We start from the raw sequence: 16,864 nt of genomic DNA, 5'->3' as shown, positions 1-16,864 counted from the left end.
GCCATGAAAAAAAGTTCATTATCCGCCGCAGCACTTCTTATGCCATCGACTTTGCTGGTCCTAGTGTTCATGGCTATGCCCCTTCTATATTTGTTGCGGTACAGCTTCAATGATTTCGTTCCGGGCGAGTTCATGGTGAACGGCTTCACATTTGCGAACTTCATCACATTCTTTTCGGATGCCTATTACCTCAAGGGTATGGCTACGACATTGATTATGGCGGGCTTGGTGACGGTTGTCTGTATTCTGCTTAGTCTGCCACTTGCAAACTGGATGTCGCGCCAAAGAGGGAACCTGAAGACCTTGTTGCTTATGGCCGTGATCCTCCCGTTGTTTATATCGAATGCCGTGCGCGCTGCAGGCTGGATGGTGGCTTTCGGACAAACAGGCGTGCTGAATTACTTGCTGTTGAAGATTGGATTTATAGCGCAACCTCTGACCATCATGCAGACACCGCTTGCGGTGTTCATAGGCATTACCGCCGTCAATGTTCCTTATGTCGTTTTAACACTGCAGAGTGTATTCGAAGGGCTGGACGAAAATATCGATTATGCATCTGCAAGCCTCGGAGCAACGCCGCTGCAAACGTTTACGCTTGTCCGCATGCCTCAAATTATGCCGGGTCTTCTCGCAGCCTCGGTTCTGTCCTTTATCCTTACGATGAATGCTTATGCAACCCCTGTTCTTCTGGGCGGCTCATCATTCCGGATGATGTCGCCTATGATCGTTACCGAAATTCTGAACCAGTCGAACTGGCCACTCGGGGCGGCTTTGGCTTTCATCTTGTTGACAGTCACGGTGACGATATCTGTGCTCGCGGGGCTTTTCATTCGTCGGCGATATTGAAGAAAGTCTTCGTCTCGGAAGTACGAGTTGTTATTCTCCAGCATCTGTCGAGCGAATAGTTCAATGCTGGCAGAGGGGACAAAAAAGTAACGTGGTGCCCAATTTTTTGGTAAGGGTTGGAATGAAAACCCCAGTTTAGAAAAGAAAACGACTTGGAACAGTTTAACTAGATTGTTCTTAGTAGATCGCGAACCGCTTGCGTCTCACTTTCTTGACTGGCAATCAACTTGGAACGTATTCACACGGATGATATAACTAAGCTGTTACGTTTCAGAATCCATGAAATCCATATTAATCGCGTATCTTATCTCGCCGTTAGAATTGACGATAACGTTCGAGAGGTAAGCCATTTGCTTCGACGTATCCATTAGAGCTGTGCATCGTCGCGCGATTATTTTCTTCCCAAAGTGCTGACTTAGCAGCAGCCAACGCTTGCGCAATCCCAATCTGGGCTGCAGGCGAAATATCTATCTTGTGGCGACGTACTTCAGAAAGAAGTTCACTGTAACTTCTGGCCAGAGAATGGCAGCAGACCGGTCGCACTGCTGTGCTTGGTCTGTCATCCAACGAGATGTCGATGCGTCGTCATGCTTTCTATATAAGGAGCTACCAACCAGTTCAGTAGATCTCTGCTTTCCGATATTGACGTGGAGCTCAGCATCGGAACAATTTCGGCGTTTCATGAGTTTGTCTCCGTATAAAAATGTATGTTTCGGCGCCAGTATGGAGGAGGGCGAGATGGGAGAATTGTTGTTCTGGATTGTTCTCCTTGGTTTGCCCGCGCTTCTCATCGGCGGATTTGCATACGCGCACTATCTGAAGCGTACAGGTGGTACGAGTTCGGGCGAAGATGGTGCTTAACGAAAGCAGGGATAAATCGATGGCACCCCGCGCAAACTGGAAAGGCCAGCTGAAAATTGATCAGCTTTTGTGTCCGGTCGCACTTTTCACGGCGGCATCGACCTCTGAGCGTGTTTCGTTTCATCTGATTAATCGCAAAACCGGAAATCGCCTCAACCGGGAATTCGTAGACAGTGATACAGGCAAACCAGTACCGCGCGAAAATCAGATCAAGGGCTATGAAGTGTCGTCGGGCGCCTATTTGAGTTTCGACGAAGCGGAAATCGCCGCGGCCATTCCCGAAAGCGACAAGACGCTGAATGTCACGCGATTTGTCAAATGCGACGAGATCGATGACGTCTATCTCGACCGGCCATATTATCTCGCCCCTGTTGGAGGCAGCGATAGTTTCGTACTCGTTCGTGAGGGCATGAAAGCCGAAAATGTAGCCGCAATTGCCGAGACTGTCCTTTTCCGCCGCGCGCGACAAGTACTGATCCGTGCCGACGATGATGGTCTGATAGCTACGACGCTTAATTTCGAATATGAGGTACGAGCGGCAGCGGAGGCATTTGCCGACTTGGGCACTTTCAAGTTCGATCAGGAAATGCTCGACTTGGCGCAGCATATTATCGACACCAAGATGGGCAGTTTCGACCCCGTAGGCTTCGATGACCGTTACGATGCAGCACTGACAGATTTGATAAAGGCCAAGATTGAGGGGAGACCGCTCAAGAAGCCGGTTGCGCCGAAGACTGCCGAGGTTATCGATCTCAAGGAGGCTCTTCGCAAGAGTGCAAGCCTGGGTCGGGCGGGGCAGGCGCCGACCAAAGCAACAAAAGGCAAAGCCAAGTCCGGGGCAACATCTGGAACAAAGTCTAGAAAAAAGGCCGGTTGATCATGGGACAGCCGCTTGAAACCTATCGCAGGAAACGCGATTTTACGCGGACTAAGGAACCACGCGGTAAGTCCTCACGAATGAAAGGTGATCTCTTCGTCGTGCAGAAACACGATGCCAGAAGATTGCATTATGATTTTCGCCTTGAGATGGATGGCGTGTTGAAAAGCTGGGCCGTGACGCGCGGTCCAAGCCTTGTTTCCGGTGAAAAGCGACTTGCTGTGCATGTCGAGGACCATCCTCTTGAATATGGGGGCTTCGAAGGCACGATCCCGAAAGGTGAATATGGGGGAGGTACAGTTATCGTCTGGGATACAGGGCGCTGGAAACCCATTGGCGACCCACATAAGCAATACAAAAAAGGACATCTTGAATTTGAGCTCTACGGGGAAAAGCTCAAAGGTCGCTGGCATTTGGTCCGGATGCACGGAAAGCCAGACGAGAAGCGAGAGAATTGGCTCCTCATCAAGGGTGAGGACGAATTCGCCAGAAATCCAGATGAACCTGACATTCTCGAAGAGATGCCGAAATCAGTAAAAACCGGTCGCGTCATCGCCGATGTCGAACACGAAGCGCCAGGTTGGTCGTCGAAAACAGGTCCGATCGACAAGAAGTCGACCGCTCAAGAGAAGGGTGGGGGCGCAAATATCAAAAATGCGAAGAAGCGACCGATGCCGAATTTCGTCAAACCTGAGCTCGCTACGCTCGTGTCATCTGCTCCAGATGGAAACCGCTGGCTTCACGAGATTAAGTTCGACGGTTATCGCATCCAGGCTCATATTGCGGGGGGCAAGGTCGCCCTTTATTCGCGTGGGGGACTGGATTGGACTGAAAAATTTGGCCAGCAGATCGCCAGCGATCTTGTTGGTACGGGTGTGAACGAAGCCATATTTGACGGGGAAATCGTTGTCGAAAACCAGTCGGGACTGTCCGACTTTTCAGCTTTGCAAGAGGATTTAAGCGAAGGGCGTTCGGATCGGTTCGTCTATTATCTCTTCGATCTTCTGCATGTTGATGGCGAAGATCTCCGCCAGATTCCTCTGGTTGAGCGCAAAACGTTGCTTGAAAAATTAATTTCCGGATCATCGTCAACGCTTCGCTTCAGCGAGGCTTTTGATGCCGATGGGGCTGCGGTACTGAAGAATGCCTGCGGACTTGGCCTTGAGGGCATTGTGTCGAAGCTCAGGGAGGCCGCTTATAGAAGCGGTCGCAGCAACGATTGGCGTAAGTCGAAATGCATTGGACGACAGGAATTCGTCATTGCAGGCTATGTTCCCTCGACGGCAACGCGAGCGGCAATCGGTTCGCTCCTTTTAGGTGTACAGGATAAAAAGGGGCTGGTTCCCGTGGGCCGGGTGGGAACGGGCTTTTCGGTTAGGATGGCAAAAGAACTTTACAAACAGCTGCAAGCCATGCGGCTGGAAGAAAGCCCATTCGCTGTGCAACTGACGGCAGATGAAAGGCGCGGTGCCAATTTCGTCACGCCGCAGCTGGTAGCGGAAATCGAATTTCGTGCCTGGACTGCCGATAAGCGATTGCGTCACGCGTCCTTCAGGGGGGTGCGAAACGATAAGGCTGCCAAGGACGTCATATGGGAGAAGCAAACCATGTCACCTCGTATTTCCAGTAACGGCCCCGAGGAGATCGACGTGAAGCTCACACATCCCGACCGGGTTTACTGGCCGGGCGAGGGTGTCACAAAACAGGGTCTCGCAGATTATTATTCCGCTATCTGGTCTCGCATCGAACCTTTCATCGTCAACCGCCCCCTCGCATTGTTACGCTGCCCAACCGGAATTGACGGAGAACACTTCTTTCAAAAGCACGCGTGGAAGGGGTTGAATGAACATATTATCGAGGTTCAGGACCCAAAGAACAAGGAAGAGGAGCCTTATATCAGCATTCGGGACTTCAACGGGCTGATCGGTTTGGTGCAAGCCGCGACGCTGGAAATTCACCCATGGGGTTCGACTCTCAAAAATTGGGAGCTACCGGATACATTGACGATGGATCTCGATCCGGGTGAGGGGGTTCCCTGGCCGCGCGTGATCGAAGCCGCAACCGAGATCAAGGAACGTCTAGAAAAACTCGGATTGACGACGTTTGTTAAAACGTCCGGCGGCAAGGGACTGCATGTGGTCGCGCCATTGAAGCCGAAGGTCGACTGGGACGCCCTCAAGAGCTTTACAAAAGCTATTGCCGACCAGATGGCTGCAGACAGCCCTGATCGCTATGTTTCGACGATTTCCAAGGCCAAGCGTAAAGGAAAAATTCTCATCGATTATCTGCGCAATCAGCGCGGCATGACTGCTGTAGCACCCTATTCGCCGCGGGCACGTCCCGGTGCTGCAGTTTCCATGCCGCTTGGGTGGGAGGAAGTGACGTCAGCAATAGGCCCGGCCCATTTTACTATTCTCAACACACCGACCCGGCTGGTCGCATTGAATAGCGATCCCTGGCAGGATTTTCGCAGCGCGGAAACGCCGCTGCCTAAGCTGAAGAAATAGGCAGAGCTCTTCGCATCAGCTTTTTTTGTTTTCACCGGCGAGGCTTTTTCGTAGAGCATCCATGATGTTGATAACATTGCTTTCGGTTTCTGGTGCAGTCTTGCGCGGCTTCGACCCCGTTGCCGTTTTCTTTTTCTTCTTTGCAGCAATCATCGACTGAAGGTTCTTCTGCATTGGGTCCTGAAGGAAATCGGGATTCCAATCTTCCGTCTTGCCCTTGATGAGCTTGCGGACCATGGAAAGAAGCTTCGTATCGGGTTTGCCTTCCTTAGTATCTGAAAAATAGTCGGTCGCTTTCCGCACTTCATCGCCGAAGCGCAGCGTCCACAGGACGATCCCGTGTCCGCGTGGCTCAAGCAGCACTGCTCTTTCGCGTCGGTACATGACAAGGCGGGCCAGACCGAAGACTGCGCTTTTTTCCATTGCCTCCCGAATGACGGAAAAGGCTTCCTGGCCTACTTTGTCGGATGGCGCGAGATAATGCGGTTTGTCGTACCAGATCCAGCCAATGCTGTCGCGCGGTACAAATTTGTCGATGTTTATAGTTCTGGTGCTCTCGAGTGCCACAGCCTCCAGCTCATCCTCTTCAAGAATGACATAGCTGCCGTCGCCTTTCTCAAACCCCTTGACCTCGTCGTCATCCCGCACGGGCTTGTGCGTAACCGAATCTACGTACCGGCTGATCACCCGGTTGCCGGTCTCCGCATTCAAGGTGTGAAAACGCACCTTCTCGCTGTCGCTGGTCGCAGGCGTCAGCTCCACCGCACAGGTGACAAGCGAAAGTTTGAGATAGCCTTTCCAGAAACTGTGGGGCACGACCTGATCCTCCGGGAAGAACAGGATAACCTGTTTGACGCCCGATAGTTCCCGATCAGATTTGTTCAGCCTGGGAACCAGTCGCGGTTTTTAGTGGTTATACGGCAAGGAAAATACGACTGGGGTTACCCATTGCTTAAAAAGTCTTCCGCTGTCCCACAGCTCAAAAACGCTGCTACTCAGGACGGGCTGCTTCACGTCAGCGACACCGCGCCGGGAATTAGACGGCTGCGTTGTGGGAGTGGTTTTCGTTATGTCCGTTTTGATAAAAAGGCGATTTCCGCTGCTGATCGAAACAGGATTGCTAAGCTTGCCATTCCACCTGCATGGAGCGATGTCTGGATATGTTGCGATCAGCGCGGACACATACAGGCGACCGGTCGCGATGCGCGCGGAAGAAAGCAATATCGTTACCATTCCGCGTGGATGGCGATGCAGGAGGAAACCAAATTCTCAAGTCTGCTAGACTTCGCCCGTGCACTCAGCCGACTGCGTAAAGCACTTGATGCCGATATGCAGCGACGCTCGCTCTGCCGTGAAAAGGTCATAGCGACCGTCATCTGGCTGATGGATCGGCTATTGCTGCGGGTTGGAAATCCAGATTATGCGCGGGACAACAAGAGCTTTGGGGTTACTACCCTTCGCAATCGGCATCTGCGGGATGACGGTAAGGAATTGCGGCTCGTCTTTACCGGCAAATCAGGCAAAATGTGGAGTCTCAAGCTTTCCGACAAACGGGTTGCGCGTATCGTGCGCTCCATACAGGAACTGCCTGGGCAGCAGTTATTTCAATATATTGACGAGGCGGGTGATCGCTGTCCTGTTTCTTCCCAGGATATAAATGACTATCTGCGGGTGACCATGCGAACCGATTTCACGTCGAAGCATTTCCGGACATGGGCTGCAACGGCAACTGCCCTTGAGTTGCTACGCTGCCTCGATTTGCCTGACAGTGACAGGGTGCAAAAGGAGAGGCTTAATAGCGAAATCGATAAGGTTGCGCACCTGCTCGGCAATACCAGAGCGATATGTCGGAAGTCTTATATACATCCTGCCATCCCCGAATACTGGCTGGCCGGAAAACTTGGCTCGCAGATCGATGCCGCTGGAGCTATCCGGCTAGTTGCGCCTGAGCTTAGCGATGCCGAGCGTCGCACTTTGAAATGGCTGCTTTTCATCGAGGCGGAAAAGAGCTGACCAACGGATGACGATGGCTGTTGACGGTTCACGATCTCGCGGCACGATGCGGTTATTGATTGGCAGGCGCAGAACGCCATTGGTCATCATGATGGCTCGATCAGTATGTTTTAGGTTAGTGGAAAGACTTAATTAACCGCTTTTAACAGCAGGTGGCGAAATGTCGGCTCTCGATCTGGTTGTGACATTAATACTACAGACATATTTCATTCATGAGTTATCCTTTAAATAACGAAATAACCTTAGGCTATTAGATCACGGAGAAATGCCATGAAAATTAAGTCTCTTCTTTTGGCGTCAACTGTTGCTCTTATTGCTACAACCGGTGCGAAAGCTGCTGACGCTATCGTTGAGGAGCCTGCGCCAGTAATCGTTGCTGAACCTGTTTTTAGCTGGACTGGCGCTTATATTGGTGGGCAGATTGGCTACGGGTGGGGAAAATCGGAATTCGAAGATGCTTTCCGTGTGAAACCGGACGGTTTTCTCGGTGGTCTTTATGCCGGTTATAACTTTGATGTCGGCAATAACTTCATTCTCGGTATCGACGGCGATATCACCTATAATAATCTAAAGGACAACTACAGCGCTACTGACGGAGATATTGCTGGTGACCTTGAGAGCAAGTTGCGGTGGTCGGGTGCTGTTCGCGCACGGGCTGGTGTCGCATTTGATCGCTTCATGCCCTATATCGCGGGCGGTGTTGCCTTCGGTAGCGTGAAAAACACGCTTTCAGCAACGGACGGTGTGGATGAAATCAGCGTATCGCAAAGCAAAACCTATACTGGCTGGACGGCTGGTGCGGGTGTTGACTACGCTGCTACTGACAACCTCATTCTGCGCCTTGAATATCGCTACACTGATTACGGTAAGAAGGACTTTGATTTTGGCACGGATGTAAGTGTCGAAGACAAGTTCAAAACACATGACGTTCGTTTGGGCGTAGCTTACAAGTTTTGACAAGCGTAATCTCGGAAATATAGAAAGGCGGCCCGTGGGGCCGCCTTTTTGTTGCAGAGGCTCTTACGAATAATATTCGCCTGGCATTTACGGCTTGAACCCAATATGTTTTTCCTTGGTCGCCTTTGAATCTTCCGCATACCGGTATGGAAAAATTTATGGATAGTGCAGTGCTTTTCTTGCATGCGCGTGGACAGTCGGCCGATGAAATCCGGATGTTGGATTGGAACAGCAATCCAATCGGAAAGCCAGAAAAGTGGCCCACTTCTCTGATAACTGCGGTTCAGATGATGCTGGCTTCGCATTTCCCAAAGGCTATTATCTGGGGACCGGAATTCACCACGATTTATAACGACGCCTTCCGACAGATTCTCGGTGAGAAAGAGAACTGCATGGGAGCATCATTCCGCGATATTTGGGCCGAGGCTTGGGATGAAATTCAACCGATGGTCCAGAAGGCCTATGCGGGTGAGGCCATTTTTATAGAAGACTTTCCCTTGGTGATTGATCGGCACGGATATCCTGAGCAATGTTATTTTACTTTCTGCTACAGCCCGATTTACGATGAAAGAGGGCGAGTGGCTGGCATGATGGATACCGTCATCGAGACCACGACAAGGTTGAGGCGGAAAAGCATGCTCGCATACTGAATGCCGAACTCGCTCATCGGATCAAGAATACCTTTAGCGTCGTAGCAGCGATTGCTGGCCAGACCTTCAATAACAATGCTGATGAAGAGGTGATCAACACCTTTACCAGGCGCCTGTTTGCACTCGGAAATGCACACGATGTGCTGCGATTGGGCAAAAGTTCTGAAGGTTCCCTTCGTCAGATTGTGAGCGGAATAACAAACGCGCTGGCGGTGGCGGATCGCGTGCAGATAAGCGGACCGGACGTTCTGATCGGCCCTAAAGGAGCTTCAACGCTTTCGCTTCTAATCCACGAACTGACCACCAATGCGATCAAATATGGCGCTCTTTCAAACAGTGAGGGGCGTGTGCTGTTGGAAGTGGCTGTCTCAAAAAGGCAAGACGATGCGGTCTTCTCGTTGCATTGGGCTGAGTTTGGCGGGCCACCTGTTATCGCGCCAACTAAGACCGGATTTGGCTCCAAGCTGATAAGAATGGGGTTGTTGGGCGCCGGCGAGGTTGACGCTGACTACCGAACAGAAGGGTTTGCTGTGAAATTCTCTGCCCCTCTTCGCCAATTGCAGGGTGAGGGTCGTCTTTTTGACTCTACTTAGTTGGATCAGGAATGCTTCATTCCAGTCCCTTTTCGTCATGATCTTCCTTATGAGCAGCAGACAGATGGGTATTTGACGTGTTTGGGCCGCCTTGAGATCGGTTCTGAAAGGTCATGCTCGGCCAAAGAGTTACGCCAGGATTCCTGACATCGAAGCGGCCTGTTCGAAAGCAAGTCTCGCGTCTTCGGTACTTCCAATGTCGTGCGTGCATAAAAGGCAAGCCTCGATAGCGACGCCGAGACTACCTAATTCGAACCTATTCCATTGAGACAGTGTTATATTCTCGGCATCTGCTACGGTTCTCACCGTCTGCGTAATGCCGTCCGCAATTTCAATGACGACAGCGTCATCCCAGTGCACCTGTTCCATGTCGAAATCCTTTATACAGTGAACCCTTCACCAATTCGAAAGTTCCGTGGTTCAACAAGTTTATCGCCAGGAGTCGATCAGCTCACCCGTGCAGACGAGTTCCAATTGCTCACTAAATCGTTGGTGACAAAGAGAGATAATTGCATCGTGGGTTTGATTGGAAACGCTGCATACTGCGTCGTGGACAATGATCACCCGATATCCGCGATCTACCGCGCCCAATAGTGTTGCGAGAACACAAAGATCGGTCTCCGCTCCGCTGACGATCACAGTATGAACGCGCCGTTTGTGCAGATATCGCTGGAGGAAGCCTTCGGTCCAGGGGGAGTAAACAGTCTTATCAAGTACAACAGCAGGTGGCGAAAAATCTCCTAACGGGTCGACGAGGTCGATGAATGACGGATCAATACGATTGAGAGTAAGGGTTTCCCACTTGCGGTAGTAACCTCTCCATGCTCCTAGGGCAGCGTCGGGTGACCTTGGAGGTATAAAGCGGGTAAAGATCGTTTCTTCACTGCGCTGGGAGCAGATATCCACGATATTGGGCAAGATCGCGTCAATCCATGGCACGTGCCAAGGCGAAGCAGGTCCGAAAAGATTCTGCATGTCTATGCATAGATGCATGCAGCCGTCTCGCAAATCTCCGCGTAGAAGCCCGGTTTCCAGAGGCATGTTATCCTTCAAGTCTTTCTACGACGATCTGCCCACAGGCTCCCTCAAGCAGACGCAACATCCGCGCCCTTGCTTCGTTCACCGCGTCGGCTGTTGACAAGTGAACATGCTGCGGGTTCTGGAAGTAGACAGAAACGGCAGTTCCTGCATCGTCAAAAAACTGAACCGTATAGGCTTCATCGTCTTCCATCGAAACGACTTGGGTTTCCATAGTCATTTGCCAAACTCCTGCCAAATATGCCGAACCAGCCAGCATTGCTTTCGTTCCAGATTGAAATTCTCGCGGTTTCAGCGACGAGGCGAAGCCGAATACGGCTGGTTCCAACGCTCATCGCGTTCCGCTTCAAAAACCGTACGCTATCGTACAGACAGTCCTTGAGGAGGAACTAACTGGCTGGCTGGGCCTTACCTTACCTGGGGAAGGAGGAGACAAATGCCCTCGATATCCGAGTTCGAAGAAGAGTTGCTGGCACTTGGACCTGCGCTTCACCAGTTCGCCAGAACGATGTGCCATCAGCGTTCCGACGTGGAGGACCTTGTTCAGGAAACGCTATTAAAAGCTCTACGCCATCGCGATAAGTTCGTCCCCTATGGATCGCTCAAATCCTGGCTGTTCACCATCATGAAGAACACATTCTGCACCAGGATCAAGAGATCCCGCCGCGAAGATGCAATTGAGGAGTGGGAGGGGCCAAAAATCAGCCCATCGCAGGACTGGGCTATGGAATTGCAGGATGTCGGGCGGGCTTACAGTAAACTGTCGTCGGCACATAAGAGCGTTCTCGATCTGGTGATATTTAGCGGGCTGAGTTACGAAAAGGCAGCGATGGCGACAGGCTGTACGGTCGGAACGATCAAGAGCAGGCTTAATAGAGCCAGAGCGCAACTCGAGCGCAGCTTGTATACGGCTGAAAAGAGTCTTCGGAAACGATAGCTTAAACGAATTTCTGCAAGTGATTAGAGTTGGCCGCGAAATCCTGATGTCGGGGGGCAAATCGTGGGGGAGTAAGTCTTGCTGCCAGCTCTGAAATGTAATCAAGGTCGCGCAAGCCGCTTTCATATAGTCGTATGATGCATCCTGCAAGCTCAGAGGCTGAATAAGGACGGTCGCTTTCTTCGAGAATTATCGCAGACCGAGAAAAGCAACTACGCATGAAATTAACTTCATCTGAGGAGTAAATCCTGCTGGCTTCATTAAATAACGGCATAACAGTCTCCATCAAGAAACGAAGCTTCAACGATACGCCGTTTACTGCACATAGATAGTCTTAAAACTTCTTCTTTCGCTTTGGTACGATAGCGTACGGAATGGAGACGGTAACCGGTGGGTTTTGGGAACCAACCTTTGTTCTGCGTGTTCCTCTTCATGATGATGGAATGAGGTTCACCATATGCCGTTTCCGCCACAAAATACCATGGCCAACAAACTCTTGGCTTTGCTTCCGTCGTCGGATTATGAGGCCATCATCCGCGACACGATCTATGTGGAACTTCCGCGTGGGACGATACTTGCAGAAACGGGAAAACCGATCGCGAAGGTTTATTTTCTCACGACAGGTATCGGTTCGGTTATTGTGACAACCGCCGAAGGAAAACGTGCAGAAGCGGGAATTTTCGGCTTCGATGGGTATATTCCAACCTCTGCAATCGCTGGCGTCGAAAACAGTTCTTATGATGTCCTGGTTCAGGTTGCTGCGCAAGGTTATGAAATGCCTTATAAGAAGTTTCGGTGGTGGATGGACGAAAACCGCAGTTTTTCCAGGATCATGATCCGCTCTATCGAAGCGTTTTCCGTTCAGCTTGCCTATACCGCCGTCTCGAATGCCATTCATGAAGTCACGCAACGATTGGCCCGATGGCTCCTGATGTGTGATGATCGAATATTAGGCAATGAAATAGCAATCACTCACGAGTTTCTGTCGATAATGCTTGCCATTCGTCGTCCAAGTGTCACGACTTCTCTTCATGTTCTTGAAGGATTGGGCTTGATCAAGTCCAAACGAGGAGTTGTCTTTATTCGGAATCGTCACGGGCTGGAAAGCTATGCTCGAGACGCCTATGGCTGGCCGGAAAAGGAATACTTGCGGCTGATGCAGGGATTTCGACCTGTCGGTGACGCCTAGTTTTGAGGGCCGAAAAGCTGGCTATATTCTTCTTCGGGTTTTCCATAGGCTTCGCCGGCGAAATCTTCGAGCCCTCTCCGGTCACGTATTGTGATGCGGCCTCGCTCTGATCGCACCAGTTTTTTGCCTTCCAGTAGGTGAAGTCCTGTCGTAATGCTGGGGCGTCTTACACCGAGCATGAGAGCTATGAAGTCGTGGGTCAGGATAATTTCATCCCCGTCAACACGATCGTGCGACATCAAGAGCCAGCGCGCCAGCCGTTCGTGAATATGCAAGTTTACGTTCGCCCAGACAGTATAAGAAACCTGTGAGGCGAACGTCTGAATGTAGCGAGCCAATAAACTGGCAAACACGCTGTTGCGATTGATTTCCGCTTGTGCAGCACTGACGGCTATCCGATAACCATATCCGCTGACTTGCATGATCACTTCATGAATGCTGGTTGTAGCCCCAACCGCTCCTGAGGTTGGTGAAAACCCTTCGCGTCCGACCATGCCAGCCTCTGCCAGCTGACCTCTGGTCGTTACGGCGATGACCGAACTGATCCCGCCGCAAAGAAAGTAGAGATAGTCGATCGGTTGATTGGCCCTGACAATAACCTGACCGCGCTCAAGCGTGACAGGTTCCAGGGACGAATAAATACTATTGAGAATATCTGGAGGCAGACTCTTCAACAGGCGGTTGTTCAGTTTAGATTCGTCGTACATCTGTGCTACTTCGGGCAAAGTATCAGCTATTCGCCGTCGTGCCCCCCCACTCTCTTTGACGGTTGGGATTCTATAACACTCTGATTCGGCAAATGATTTTTGGTACGGTAGCAGACAAATCTGGAAATGTGCTGCGATCGAATTTTCCTTTGACGGCAAGCTGAAACTTTTTGTCCCGCTATTGGTTGCATCTTCACAACCCGAAAACAGGAGGCCCAGATAATGCAATTCAAACTGCTGGGAGAGGGAGCGGGGCAGCGGATCTTTGTCGTCATTCTCGTTCCGGAAGAAGCGGTGGTCGCGACACTTACCCGGTTTGTCCGGGAACAGGATCTAACGGCAGCCTCGGTGACCGCGATTGGAGCTTTCCGACGCGCTACACTTGGATTTTTCGACCTTGAGCAACAAGACTATCACCGGATCGAACTTGACGAGCAATGCGAGGTACTCAGCTTGCTGGGTGATTGCGCTCTGGACGAAGAGGGCAATCCAAGCCTTCATTTGCATGTGGTTTTGGGAATGCGCAATGGTGAGGCGAAAGGCGGGCACCTGATTGAAGCCTTGGTGCGACCGACGCTCGAAGTAATTATCAAGGAAAATACCAGCACTATGGTGAGGACCTATCGACCGGAATTCGGCATAGCGCTGATTGATCCACGAAAATAACAATGCAGGGGAGCGATGGCCGCAAAGCGAACGAGTACGCATCACAAAATTGGCTTGCCACCCGTGACTGCTATGGTGGCGCCGGATGTGAAACTCGATAGCGGGTCCGCCAGCATGACATAAGCCGAAGCGAGTTCCGCCGGTTGAGCAGGTCTTTTCATCGGTGTCTGTTTACCAAAATTCCGCACCGCATCCTCTGGCAGAGTCGACGGTATGAGCGGGGTCCAGACCGGACCGGGCGCAACCGCGTTGGCGCGGATTCCCTTTTCTGCAAGAAGCTGTGCAAGACCTGCGGTGAAATTCTGGATCGCACCCTTTGTCGTCGCATAGGCCAAAAGGGTTGGATTTGGCATATCCGAATTGATGGAGGCCGTGTTGATAATGGCAGCGCCGGGTTTCATATGGGGAAGGGCTGCTTTTGTCAGATAAAACATCGCGTGAATATTGATGCGAAATGTCAGCTCCCATTCTTCGTCGCTGATATCATCGAGTTGGGAGAAACTTGCCTGATGAGCCGCGTTGTTCACCAGAATATCGATTCCGCCTAGTTCGCCTACCGCACGATCAATCAACTCGCGACAGGTTTGGGCATGCTGGATATCGCATTTCATCAAGACAGCTTTTCGACCCTCTTTCTCGATAAGTCCTTTGGTCTCAAGCGCGTCTTCATCTTCTTCCAGATAGGCGATCAAGACATCCGCACCTTCCCGCGCAAATGCAATTGCAACAGCGCGACCAATGCCGCTGTCTCCTCCGGTGATGATTGCTCGCAGCCCCTTCAGTTTTCCTGAACCCTTATAGGTGGCTTCTCCGTGATCCGGCTTTGGATTCATCTTATCGGTAATGCCCGGCATCGGCAGGTGCTGGGTTGCGAACGGCGGTTTGGGATATCGGCTTTCCATCTCGGCTTGTCCTTCCTTTTCGCCCTATCGTCCTAACAACGAAATACGCTGCCTGTTCCAGGCGTTCAGAAGCATTTGAAGGAGAAACAGTGATCAATCGATTTGGAAGGACTATTACTGTTCCACATTACGATGAAGAAACAGTGCTTCCGCTATCGTGGATAGGTCATTGTTGCGAGCGCTGAATATAAACCCAGCGAAGCGCTGGCCATCCAGCCTGGGATTGTCCGACAGGGCAAATATAAAGGGTACGGCGCCTCGTTCCAGTTCGGAGATGAGTGGAAGTACCGCTTCCGGCTCCAGAGCGACATCCATAACGACGGCGTCAATGGCTTCGCATTCCAGATAGTCCAACGCCTGGCTGGCCGTTGTGACGGGACCGAGTATTACGGCGCCAGCATTCGCTAATCTGAATTTCGCTTCTTCCGAAAGCAGAAATCCATCTTCGAAAACCAAAATGCGCTTTCCTGCGAAAAGACGCATAGCATCATTGTTAGGACTAATCATTACAAGCAGTTGGCCATGTCTATTACCGAATGACAAGATGTCTCGTGCAGAATTTACATTCCGAGCGATGACACGATTTCGGGAGTGCCGATGCTTGGATAACACCATCTAGGCTCCATCCACGATATCGTGAAGTTTATGACGGGCGCGGTGCAGACGGCTTTTGACCGTTCCGATCGAGCAATCGCAAAGCCTGGCTGTGCGTTCATAACTTTTGCCTTCCAACGCCACCAGCATCAGAACGCGGCGATATTTAAGGGGCAGCGTTTCCATTGCTGTTTGCACGTCGTGCGCCTCAAGCGTGAACTCTTGAGAAGGTTTGACCGAGGCTGTTGGCGATACACATTCGGTCAGGCCCGGCGCCTCGCGCTTTTGAATGCGAATACGCGTGCAGAACGTGTTGCGCATGATGGTAAAAAGCCAGGATTTAAGCGGCGAATAGGGTATGTATTTTTCCCGGTTAGCGAGCGCCTTCATCAGTGTTTCCTGCACCAGATCCTCTGCATCTTCTCTTTGATTATAGAATGTGCGGGAAAACGCGCGCAAAGCCGGTATCATCTCAACGAGATGTTCCGGCTCCAGCATGTAGTCGGGATTTGGCTTGAAAGACATCGTCTTAGCCTTTCCGAACAAAAGTCCGGTTTGAGAATGGGGCGGCACGAGGCCGCCCCTTTGAATTACGAATTCTTATGGCTCTGTTGACCTGCCTTTACATGCTGCTCATGGGTTCCCCCACGGGAAGACGTCTGCTGTTGCTTGTCGCCGCCTCCGCTGCTCGCATGTTTGCCATCGTTTTTGTGGCTCTGCTGGCCGGCTTTCACGTGTTGTTCGTGTGTGCCACCTTGCGTGTGGTTCTGTGCCATTCTCTTTCCTTTCAGTGGTTTTAGACCATTGATTGTTGGGAGTGGAATTTGTCGCGCGTGACATAAGCCTAACCAGAGATAGCAAATGATGTTCCGGGAAAACGACTGTAATAAACTTCACGTTTCGGCGGCGCGCTCGAACTCCGCGACTTTGGCCAGTTCTTTGAGAAACATCGCCCGTTCGCGATCAAAGCCGGTCTGGGCACGTAAACGTAGCAGGTAGGATGGGTGGATCGTCACAAGGATAAGGTGGTTCCCGAACTCGAGAGGGATGCCGCGCGCTGCCGCGATTTTAACCGGCTTGCCGAGAAGGGAGCGGGCGGCAACTGCGCCCAGCGCAACGATGATCCGGGGTTCGACCAGTTCAATTTCACACTGAAGCCACCAGCGACAGGCCTCGATATGGCTGGTCGACGGGCGCTGGTGAAGACGTCTCTTACCGCGCTGGGTGTGTCGAAAATGTTTAACCGCATTGGTGATGTAGCATCGCTCTCGTTTGATCCCGACTTCACTGAGGCACCTATCGAAGAGTTGGCCAGCCGGGCCGATCAAGGGGCGGCCTCCGATATCTTCCTTGTCGCCGGGTTGTTCGGCAACGAAGAAAATTCGGGCATCAATGGGCCCTTTGCCGAAAACGGTTTGTGTTGCATTTCGATAGAGCTCGCAACGCTGACAAGTCTGCGCTTCTGTGCAGACTTGTTGAAGGATGTGCTGGCGACGCGTGATTGCTGAAGATGTCATTGCCGACCTG

Annotated in this window: 22 protein-coding genes and 1 pseudogene; 12 read left to right on the top strand and 11 right to left on the bottom strand. The window is 51.5% G+C overall.

The features are described from left to right. Positions 1-3 precede the first annotated feature (3 nt). Complete coding sequence (locus JNC70_RS18345) at positions 4-846, top strand: ABC transporter permease (RefSeq protein WP_244634809.1); 843 nt, start codon at positions 4-6, stop codon at positions 844-846. A 315-nt stretch (positions 847-1,161) separates the two neighbouring features. Here JNC70_RS18345 and JNC70_RS18340 read toward each other — a convergent pair whose 3' ends face one another. Continuing rightward, on the bottom strand, positions 1,162-1,389 hold the full coding sequence (locus JNC70_RS18340; protein WP_374788853.1) for a type II toxin-antitoxin system CcdA family antitoxin: 228 nt from the start codon (positions 1,387-1,389) through the stop codon (positions 1,162-1,164). 195 nt (positions 1,390-1,584) lie between these two features. Between JNC70_RS18340 and JNC70_RS18335 the strand changes: the two genes are divergently transcribed. From JNC70_RS18335 to ligD, 3 genes are read left to right on the top strand one after another with little or no spacing between them, the layout of a single operon-like run. Beyond that, on the top strand, positions 1,585-1,707 hold the full coding sequence (locus JNC70_RS18335; RefSeq protein ID WP_255414847.1) for a hypothetical protein: 123 nt from the start codon (positions 1,585-1,587) through the stop codon (positions 1,705-1,707). A gap of 19 nt (positions 1,708-1,726) precedes the next feature. After that, complete coding sequence (gene ku / locus JNC70_RS18330; protein ID WP_374788823.1) at positions 1,727-2,584, top strand: non-homologous end joining protein Ku; 858 nt, start codon at positions 1,727-1,729, stop codon at positions 2,582-2,584. 2 nt (positions 2,585-2,586) lie between these two features. Continuing rightward, entirely contained in the window at positions 2,587-5,091 is a 2,505-nt protein-coding gene (gene ligD / locus JNC70_RS18325; RefSeq protein ID WP_374788822.1) for a DNA ligase D, read from the top strand. 15 nt (positions 5,092-5,106) lie between these two features. Here the strand turns inward: ligD and ku (JNC70_RS18320) are convergent, their stop codons facing one another. Next, positions 5,107-5,907: a non-homologous end joining protein Ku gene (gene ku, locus JNC70_RS18320; protein ID WP_374788821.1), complete on the bottom strand. Its 801-nt coding sequence runs from the start codon at positions 5,905-5,907 to the stop codon at positions 5,107-5,109. 93 nt (positions 5,908-6,000) lie between these two features. Here ku (JNC70_RS18320) and JNC70_RS18315 point away from each other — a divergent pair. The 5 genes and pseudogenes from JNC70_RS18315 to JNC70_RS18295 form a co-directional block, all read left to right on the top strand. Next, a pseudogene (locus tag JNC70_RS18315) lies at positions 6,001-6,282 on the top strand (DNA topoisomerase IB-related protein); the annotation flags it as partial. Between the two features lie 57 nt (positions 6,283-6,339). Next, positions 6,340-7,104 carry a DNA topoisomerase IB gene (locus JNC70_RS18310; protein ID WP_240579436.1) on the top strand — a complete coding sequence of 255 codons (765 nt, stop codon included), beginning with the start codon at positions 6,340-6,342 and terminating at the stop codon, positions 7,102-7,104. Between the two features lie 270 nt (positions 7,105-7,374). Continuing rightward, entirely contained in the window at positions 7,375-8,061 is a 687-nt protein-coding gene (locus JNC70_RS18305) for an outer membrane protein (protein ID WP_109988285.1), read from the top strand. 158 nt (positions 8,062-8,219) lie between these two features. Next, entirely contained in the window at positions 8,220-8,711 is a 492-nt protein-coding gene (locus JNC70_RS18300; protein ID WP_374788820.1) for a PAS domain-containing protein, read from the top strand. After that, entirely contained in the window at positions 8,705-9,304 is a 600-nt protein-coding gene (locus JNC70_RS18295; RefSeq protein ID WP_374788852.1) for a sensor histidine kinase, read from the top strand. Before JNC70_RS18300 ends, JNC70_RS18295 begins: the two co-directional genes overlap by 7 nt. A gap of 129 nt (positions 9,305-9,433) precedes the next feature. On the opposite strand, the gene JNC70_RS18290 is transcribed toward JNC70_RS18295, so the two are convergent. Genes JNC70_RS18290 through JNC70_RS18280 form a run of 3 tightly spaced genes read right to left on the bottom strand, consistent with a single transcriptional unit; the run spans position 9,434 to position 10,670 of the window. After that, positions 9,434-9,673 (bottom strand): DUF982 domain-containing protein, encoded by a 240-nt coding sequence (locus tag JNC70_RS18290; protein WP_374788819.1) that lies wholly within the window; start codon positions 9,671-9,673, stop codon positions 9,434-9,436. A 60-nt stretch (positions 9,674-9,733) separates the two neighbouring features. Then, complete coding sequence (locus JNC70_RS18285) at positions 9,734-10,345, bottom strand: cysteine hydrolase family protein (protein ID WP_109988288.1); 612 nt, start codon at positions 10,343-10,345, stop codon at positions 9,734-9,736. A gap of 1 nt (position 10,346) precedes the next feature. Further along, a complete protein-coding gene (locus JNC70_RS18280; RefSeq protein ID WP_146206487.1) occupies positions 10,347-10,670 on the bottom strand; it encodes a hypothetical protein in 324 nt (107 codons plus the stop codon). 108 nt (positions 10,671-10,778) lie between these two features. On the opposite strand from JNC70_RS18280, the gene JNC70_RS18275 reads away from it, so the two are divergent. Together JNC70_RS18275 and JNC70_RS18270 are read left to right on the top strand one after the other, a co-directional pair. Beyond that, a complete protein-coding gene (locus JNC70_RS18275) occupies positions 10,779-11,279 on the top strand; it encodes an RNA polymerase sigma factor (protein WP_374788818.1) in 501 nt (166 codons plus the stop codon). 457 nt (positions 11,280-11,736) lie between these two features. Beyond that, a complete protein-coding gene (locus JNC70_RS18270) occupies positions 11,737-12,468 on the top strand; it encodes a Crp/Fnr family transcriptional regulator (protein ID WP_094515391.1) in 732 nt (243 codons plus the stop codon). Here the strand turns inward: JNC70_RS18270 and JNC70_RS18265 are convergent. Then, positions 12,465-13,175: a Crp/Fnr family transcriptional regulator gene (locus JNC70_RS18265; RefSeq protein ID WP_374788851.1), complete on the bottom strand. Its 711-nt coding sequence runs from the start codon at positions 13,173-13,175 to the stop codon at positions 12,465-12,467. The genes JNC70_RS18270 and JNC70_RS18265 overlap by 4 nt on opposite strands. Before the next feature lie 222 nt (positions 13,176-13,397). Here JNC70_RS18265 and JNC70_RS18260 point away from each other — a divergent pair, with 222 nt between their 5' ends. After that, positions 13,398-13,841 (top strand): PPC domain-containing DNA-binding protein, encoded by a 444-nt coding sequence (locus tag JNC70_RS18260; protein WP_374788817.1) that lies wholly within the window; start codon positions 13,398-13,400, stop codon positions 13,839-13,841. A 41-nt stretch (positions 13,842-13,882) separates the two neighbouring features. Here JNC70_RS18260 and JNC70_RS18255 read toward each other — a convergent pair whose 3' ends face one another. From JNC70_RS18255 to JNC70_RS18235, 5 genes are all read right to left on the bottom strand, one after another. Next, a complete protein-coding gene (locus JNC70_RS18255; protein WP_374788816.1) occupies positions 13,883-14,743 on the bottom strand; it encodes an SDR family oxidoreductase in 861 nt (286 codons plus the stop codon). 114 nt (positions 14,744-14,857) lie between these two features. Beyond that, complete coding sequence (locus tag JNC70_RS18250; RefSeq protein ID WP_235969155.1) at positions 14,858-15,199, bottom strand: response regulator; 342 nt, start codon at positions 15,197-15,199, stop codon at positions 14,858-14,860. 159 nt (positions 15,200-15,358) lie between these two features. Continuing rightward, the gene (locus JNC70_RS18245) at positions 15,359-15,862 is read right to left on the bottom strand and encodes a sigma-70 family RNA polymerase sigma factor (RefSeq protein WP_109988296.1); all 504 of its coding nucleotides are present in this window, start codon (positions 15,860-15,862) and stop codon (positions 15,359-15,361) included. Positions 15,863-15,927: 65 nt separating this feature from the next. Next, positions 15,928-16,113 (bottom strand): hypothetical protein, encoded by a 186-nt coding sequence (locus JNC70_RS18240; RefSeq protein WP_109988297.1) that lies wholly within the window; start codon positions 16,111-16,113, stop codon positions 15,928-15,930. 117 nt (positions 16,114-16,230) lie between these two features. Next, positions 16,231-16,854, bottom strand: coding sequence for a UdgX family uracil-DNA binding protein (locus JNC70_RS18235; RefSeq protein WP_374788815.1), 624 nt, complete (start codon positions 16,852-16,854; stop codon positions 16,231-16,233). Positions 16,855-16,864: the final 10 nt, after the last annotated feature.

The sequence above is a fragment of the Brucella oryzae genome, from assembly GCF_041929965.1.
GTDB lineage: Bacteria > Pseudomonadota > Alphaproteobacteria > Rhizobiales > Rhizobiaceae > Brucella > Brucella oryzae.
Note: the sequence above shows the minus strand (reverse complement) of the source record. Positions and strands in the feature narration are given on the sequence as shown.